Here is a 6,425-nt window from a genome sequence, read left to right on the forward strand (position 1 = left end):
GTTCCGGTAGGCGCCATCGGATTCGGGCTCGTCCTCCGCCAGGATGACCAGCGGGATGGGGCCCGCCGGCCCCTCGGTGGGATGTTCGACGGTCACGGCCTTATTCACCGCATCGCGCACGCGGCGCGCGGCTTCGGCGAGTTGCGCCGTGTGCTCGGGGATGACCGACAGCCCGAATGCGGATACCGGGGCGATCGCGTAGAAATTGCCCCCGTAGGCGATGTCGACGCTGACCGTGCCGTGCCCTGGCACCTCGACCGCCAGATCGGCCTGGTACAAGAACGACGGCACGTTCTCGATCGTCACGCCTTGCACGGCCCCGTTCGCGACCTCGACCTCCGCGACCACCAGGCCGGCCGGCGTGTCGAAGGTGACCGTGGTGACCGGCTCCACCGCCGCGACCATGCCCGTCTCCACCACCACCGTCGCCGCGCCGATCGTGCCCGCACCGCACATCGTCATCCAGCCGCCGGTTTCGATGAACACGATCCCGAAATCGGCGCGCGAATCACACGGCGGCATCAGAATGCTGCCGCACATCTCCGAGAATCCGCGCGGCTCGTACATCAGGAACTTGCGGACGTCGTCGTGCTCACGCTCGTAGGTGGCGCGGATTTCGGCCATGGTGGCGCCGCTGACACGCGGCGCTCCCGCGACCACGACGCGCGCCGGGGCGCCGGCACTGTGCGCGTCGATGACGGAGTACTGGAGTCGGGACCTCACGGGTTTTGCTCCTTGTCACTAATTGGCGGCGCGAACGCTGAACAGCGGCTCACCGAGCCGATCGGTGTCGACCTCCACGCCCAGACCGGCTTCGGCGGGCGCGCTTCCCCTGCCCTCCCGCGATCGCGGGCGGTATCCGGCGACGTGCTCGTTGGTCCAGTCGTTGAAGAACGACACCGAAAGCATGTCCGCGGCGGCCGTCGAGGCCGCGAGGTGCGAGACGGCGGCCGTGGTGACGTCGCCGCCCCACGCGTCCTCAAGGGACACCGACATCCCGAGCGACACCGCCAGGTCACGCATCAGGCGCGCACCGCTCAGCCCGCCAAGGCGTCCCAGTTTCAGGTTGACCGATCCCGCACCCACATCCGCCTTCGCGGCGACCAGATCCCTCGGTGTGAGCACGGATTCGTCCATCACCATCGGCAACGACGTCAGGCCGCGCACGATCCGGCAATCTTCGATCCGCTGACAGGGCTGCTCCAGATAGATCGGAAGCTCGTCGATCAGGCGTACGGCGCGCACCGCCTGCTGCAGGGTCCAGCCGCCGTTGGCATCGGCGATCAGGCTCGTGCCCGGGCCGGCGATCTTGGCGACCGCGCGCAGCCGCTCCGCGTCGTCGGCCGGGTCGTTGCCGACCTTCACCTGGAAACAGGTGATGCCCGCCGCGGAACGGCGAGCGACGAAATCCGCCATCGCCTCGGGCGAGGACAGGGGCACGGCTTCGTAGAGCGGAAAATCGGCCTGCACCCGGCCGCCGATCAGATCGGCGACCGGAAGCGCGGCCTTCTTGCCGAGCAGATCCCAGCACGCGATGTCGATGGCACTCTTGGCATACGCGTGGCCCATCAGCAGGCCGTCCATCGCGGCGTGCACCGCACCCAGGTTGGTCGCGTCGACCCCCAGAAGCGCTGGCGCGAATTCGCTGATCGCCGCCCGTGCGCCTCCGGCGAACGCGGGCCAGTAAGTGCCGGCCAAGGTACAGACCTCACCCCAGCCCTGTTCGCCGTCTTCGCACGAAATCCGCACCAGGGTCGATTCCTGGCTGGTCGCCGCCCTGCCGCTGGACATGACGTACTCACCGTGCGCGTAGGTGAGTTCGTAGCCGTAGACATCGATCGCCACGATCTGGCTCATCGAGAAGTCCTCTCGTAAACGCTAACGTGTAACATACTACATATGACAGCTTGTTCTGTCTTGGTTCCTGCTGACACACTTGGGCAGGGACCTCTCAAGTCGCGAGGTCGCGAATTGCTGCGGTGCAAGGGAGACAGGAAGTGACGACGGATTCGTCCACAGGTGCCACATTGCAACGGTTCAGCCTGCGCGACCAAGCGCTGAGTGTGATCCGCCAGCAGGTCGTGACCGGTGACATCGTTCCCGGAAAGATCTATTCCGCGGCCACGATCGCAAGCCAGCTCGGGGTGTCCAACAGCCCGGTGCGCGAGGCGATGCTGACGCTGGTCAATCAGGGCGTCATGGAAGCGGTCCGCAATCGCGGCTTCCGCCTGATACCGCTTTCCGACAAGGACCGGCACGACATTTACGAACTTCGCGTGATGCTCGAAGTGCCGGCCATGGGGCGACTTGCCGGTCTTCACCCCGCGATCGACCAGAAGTTCGGCGAACTGGCCTCCGACACCGTTGTCAGCGCCGTGAACGGCGACATGGTGCGCTATCTGGAAGCCGACCGCCAGTTCCATCTGGGTCTGCTGAGCATGCTGGGTAACAACCGCCTCGTCGACATCGTGGGCGACCTCCGTGACCGCACCCGCCTCGTCGGGGTGCGCAAGCTGTCCGAGACCGGGCAACTCGAGCATTCCGCGCGTGAGCACCACACGCTGCTGGCCGCGCTCGGCAAAGGTGACTCGGCGGCCGCCGAAGAGGTGATGTTGCAGCACCTCAACCACATTCAGGGTGACTGGAACGCTCCAGGAAGCTGACACGATGCCGGCCGCGGACCAATGAAGATCCACGGCCGGCAGAGTCTTGTCCGTCAGCGGTTACAGCACCTTTCCGAGGAAATCGCGGCACCGGTCGGTCCGCGGACTGGCGAACAGTTCGGCGGGCGGTCCCTGCTCGACGATGTACCCGCCGTCCATGAACACGACGGTATCGGCGACCTCGCGGGCGAAGCCCAGTTCGTGGGTCACGACGATCATGGTCATCCCCTCCGCCGCCAGCTCCTTCATCACCGACAGCACCTCACCGACGAGCTCCGGGTCCAGCGCACTGGTCGGCTCGTCGAAGAGCATGATCTTGGGACGCATCGCCAGCGCCCGTGCGATCGCCACCCGCTGTTGCTGGCCGCCGGAGAGCATGCGGGGATAGGCTTCTTCGCGCCCCGCGAGCCCGACCTTCTCGAGCAACCGCCGCGCGTCGGCGACGGCCTCCGCGCGTTTGACCTTGCGTACGCTCATCGGTGCTTCGATGATGTTCTCCAGCACGGTCATATGCGGGAACAGATTGAAACCCTGGAACACCATGCCGATGTCCGCGCGCCGCCGTGCGATCTCGTGATGCCGCAGCTCGTGCAACCGTCCTTTGTGTTCCCGGTAGCCGACCATCTCCCCGGCCACCCGTAGCAGGCCGCCGTCGATGCGTTCGAGATGGTTGATACAGCGCAGGAACGTGCTTTTGCCTGAGCCCGAGGGCCCGATGACGCACAGCACCTGGCCGTGTTCCACCGAAAGATCGACCGACTTCAGCACCGGGGTGCCGTCGAACGCTTTCTGAACCCCGACACATTCGACGGCCACGCCGGCGTGCTCGGCGGAAGTCGTTACGGCAGTCATGCGGCCACCTCTCGCCGTTTGTTCGTCACGATCCGCTTGAGGTCGGTGAACGTGAACGCGGGCTTGTTGTCACTTCTGCTGAACCGGCGTTCCACGAAATACTGCCCGATCGACAGAATGGTGGTGACGATCAGATACCAGATGCTGGCGACGATCAGCAGCGGAATGGTCTGGAAATTGCTCGAATAAATCATCTGCGCGGAGTAGAGCAGATCCGGCAGCGCGATCACGCTCACCAGCGAGGTGGTCTTGAGCATGCCGATCAGCTGGTTGCCCGTCGGCGGAATGATCACGCGCATCGCCTGTGGCAGCACGATCCGGAACAGAATGCGCCGGGAACTCATTCCCAGCGCTTCGGCCGCTTCCCGCTGCCCGGGTGGCACCGAGTTGATGCCGGCCCGGACGATTTCGGCCATGTAGGCGCCTTCGTTGAGTCCCAGGCCGAGCAGCGCGGCGACATAGACCGTGATGAACTGGTTGGCGCTGCCGGAAACGAACTCCGGACCGAACGGGATGCCCAGCGACAACTTCGGGTACAGCGCCGAGAGGTTGAACCAGAAGATCAACTGGACCAGAAGCGGCGTGCCGCGGAAAAACCACACGAACGCGCCCGCGAACCCGGAGAACACGGGATTCGGCGACAACCGCATGACCGCGAGCACTGTGCCGAGTACGATGCCGATCGCCATGGCCGCGGCGGTGAGCCACAGGGTGCGAAGCAGACCGTCCACAATGGTGGTCGTGGTGAAGTAGTCGGCGACCACGCTCCACTGGAACCGCGGATTGGTGAACAAGGTGTGGACCAGCATCGCGGCCAGGACCAGCAGCACGGCGACGCCGACCCACCGGCCGTAGTGGCGTGTCCTTCTCACCTGCAGCGCGGCGACGTCCGCCTTCGACCGCTGAGCGGCCGGTATCTGTGTCGTCATACTGCCTTCTCCACTCTCGGTGTGCGCGCCGGGAGCCGCTCGGCACGCGGGCGGGCTCACTGGTAGACCGGCAGGGTCGAGCCGCTCGTGTAGATGGTCGGGTTGTCGATGGCTCCATAGCTCGTGTTGTTCGCCTGGAGAATCCGCGCGTACGCGCCGTTCGCGATCAGCGTCTCGTAGGCCTTGCGCACCGCGTTGAGCATCTGCGCGGAGTAGGCGGTGCGGGCTACGGCGGTGGCGGTGGGGCCGCCTCCGATCTCGCCGACGAGCGAGAACGGCTGCCCCTTGGCGATGGCACTCTCCCCCGCACCCCTGCCCACCAGCACGCCCTGGACGCGGTTGCTCGACAGCGCCAGCACACCGGCGGAGATCGAGGGGAACGCGTTGATGGCGATGGGCTGCTTCCCCTGGGCGGCACACGCGGCCTGTGCGTCGTTGAGGAACTTCAACTCGACCGAACCGTCCATCGCGCCGATCGGCAGGCCGCACACATCGGTGAGCGCCTTCGGTTTGACGGCGGCGTCCTGGGCCACGATGAAACTACTGAAGTCGCGCCAGTCCGTCACGAAGTCCACGACCTTCATACGGTCCGCGGTCACGTAGTACTCCCCGAAGGAGACGTCGTAGCGGTCGGCCTGCAGTCCGGGCAGTGTCTGGGCGAAAGGAATCATCTCGGGCTCGTACTTCAGCCCCATGACCTGCGCCAGCGCCTGGCCGAGCGCGGGATCCATGCCGCGCAGCTCACCGTTTTCCTTGACGGCCAGCGGAAGACCGATGTCGGGAATGGCCACGCGTAGCGTGCCCCGCTGCTTGATCTGATCGGGCACCAGTGCGACCACCTCGGCGGCGGCCTGCACGGTGACCTCGCTGGCGTTGCCCGACGCGGGCGGGTTGCCACACGCGGTGGCGACCAGGCCCGCGGCGGCGGCCACGAAAACGGCGCACGCGCGCCGGATCTTCAGATTCATCGTCGTACCCGTTTCGAATGTGGGGCGCTTCGGAGAGGACAGGGGCCGGCCGTGGCTGCACATGAAGCCACCAAAGACACCCCTGTCGATCGGTAAGCCGTAACCGGTAAAATTTAAGATGCTACGTGGCCACATGCCGTGTCAAGACCGTTCACCAACTTGAAACAAGCTGGTAGCAAGGTGAGCAGCCGCTTCGCAACCGTTTCCGGAGACCTTTCCGGACTACTTGTCTCCAGATACGTAATGTGTAACATTCTACGTACCGCGATGCTAGAGAGAGGTCCTCGTCAGTGAGATCGACTCGAATGTTCACCGTGGTCGACAGCCACAGCGCGGGAGCGGCGGCGCGAGTGGTCACCTCGGGAGCCCCCGTGGTGCCGGGAGCGACCATCATGGAGAAACGGCTCCGCCTCATGCGTGAGCACGACGACGTCCGCAAGCTCCTGATGTACGAACCGCGCGGCAACGCGCAGATGAGCGGCAGCATCCTGATGCCGCCGTGTGATCCGCGAGCCGATCTCGGGATCGTGTTCATCGAAACCGGCGGCTGGCTCACCATGTGCGGCGCCGGCACGATCGGCGCGGCGACGGTAGCGGTGGAGACCGGCATGGTCGCCGCTGTCGAGCCGGTCACCACGGTCACCTTCGACACGCCGGCAGGCCTGGTCACGGCTCAGGTCGAGGTTTCGGGCGGGATGGTGCGGGGCGTGACGATCGAGAACGTGCCGTCGTTCCTGTACGCGATCGACCAGGAGATCGAGGTGCCCGGCCACGGCACGGTCACCGTGGACGTCGCCTACGGCGGTAATTTCTACGCCATCGTCCCCGCCTCACGGTTCGGGTTGTCGGTCATTCCCGGGCACAGTGAGCGACTGGCCGAAGTCGGACGCCTTGTTCGTGACGCCGCCAACGCCACGATTCCCGTGCGGCATCCCGAACGCGGTGAGCTGGAGCGGATCCCCGACGTGCTGATCACCGACGAGAAGTCGGGATCCGAAGGCACGCACCGGGTT

Annotated in this window: 7 protein-coding genes; 2 read left to right on the forward strand and 5 right to left on the reverse strand. The window is 65.5% G+C overall.

The annotated features are described in order from the left end of the window. Together HFP15_RS41865 and HFP15_RS41870 are read right to left on the reverse strand one after the other, a co-directional pair. The coding region (locus tag HFP15_RS41865; protein WP_168524136.1) for a proline racemase family protein at window positions 1-723 on the reverse strand (723 nt) is incomplete at its 3' end. 18 nt (window positions 724-741) lie between these two features. Beyond that, window positions 742-1,857, reverse strand: a complete 1,116-nt coding sequence (locus HFP15_RS41870) for a mandelate racemase/muconate lactonizing enzyme family protein (protein ID WP_168524137.1) — start codon at window positions 1,855-1,857, stop codon at window positions 742-744. Window positions 1,858-1,997: 140 nt separating this feature from the next. On the opposite strand from HFP15_RS41870, the gene HFP15_RS41875 reads away from it, so the two are divergent. After that, on the forward strand, window positions 1,998-2,663 hold the full coding sequence (locus tag HFP15_RS41875) for a GntR family transcriptional regulator (RefSeq protein ID WP_312872012.1): 666 nt from the start codon (window positions 1,998-2,000) through the stop codon (window positions 2,661-2,663). 60 nt (window positions 2,664-2,723) lie between these two features. Here HFP15_RS41875 and HFP15_RS41880 read toward each other — a convergent pair whose 3' ends face one another. From HFP15_RS41880 to HFP15_RS41890, 3 genes are read right to left on the reverse strand one after another with little or no spacing between them, the layout of a single operon-like run. After that, on the reverse strand, window positions 2,724-3,515 hold the full coding sequence (locus tag HFP15_RS41880) for an amino acid ABC transporter ATP-binding protein (protein ID WP_168524139.1): 792 nt from the start codon (window positions 3,513-3,515) through the stop codon (window positions 2,724-2,726). Continuing rightward, complete coding sequence (locus tag HFP15_RS41885) at window positions 3,512-4,444, reverse strand: amino acid ABC transporter permease (protein WP_168524141.1); 933 nt, start codon at window positions 4,442-4,444, stop codon at window positions 3,512-3,514. Before HFP15_RS41885 ends, HFP15_RS41880 begins: the two co-directional genes overlap by 4 nt. A gap of 56 nt (window positions 4,445-4,500) precedes the next feature. After that, the gene (locus HFP15_RS41890) at window positions 4,501-5,412 is read right to left on the reverse strand and encodes a transporter substrate-binding domain-containing protein (RefSeq protein ID WP_168524143.1); all 912 of its coding nucleotides are present in this window, start codon (window positions 5,410-5,412) and stop codon (window positions 4,501-4,503) included. A gap of 290 nt (window positions 5,413-5,702) precedes the next feature. Here HFP15_RS41890 and HFP15_RS41895 point away from each other — a divergent pair. Next, window positions 5,703-6,425: proline racemase family protein (locus HFP15_RS41895; RefSeq protein ID WP_210718586.1), on the forward strand; the 723-nt coding region annotated here is incomplete at its 3' end.

Source organism: Amycolatopsis acididurans (genome assembly GCF_012328925.1).
Taxonomy (GTDB): Bacteria; Actinomycetota; Actinomycetes; order Mycobacteriales; family Pseudonocardiaceae; genus Amycolatopsis_E; species Amycolatopsis_E acididurans.

Coding starts and splice junctions, on each gene's coding strand:
- HFP15_RS41870 (WP_168524137.1), bottom strand. CDS start 1,857: ATGAGCCAGATCGTGGCGATCGATGTCTACGGCTACGAACTCACCTAC.
- HFP15_RS41885 (WP_168524141.1), bottom strand. CDS start 4,444: ATGACGACACAGATACCGGCCGCTCAGCGGTCGAAGGCGGACGTCGCC.
- HFP15_RS41890 (WP_168524143.1), bottom strand. CDS start 5,412: ATGAATCTGAAGATCCGGCGCGCGTGCGCCGTTTTCGTGGCCGCCGCC.
- HFP15_RS41880 (WP_168524139.1), bottom strand. CDS start 3,515: ATGACTGCCGTAACGACTTCCGCCGAGCACGCCGGCGTGGCCGTCGAA.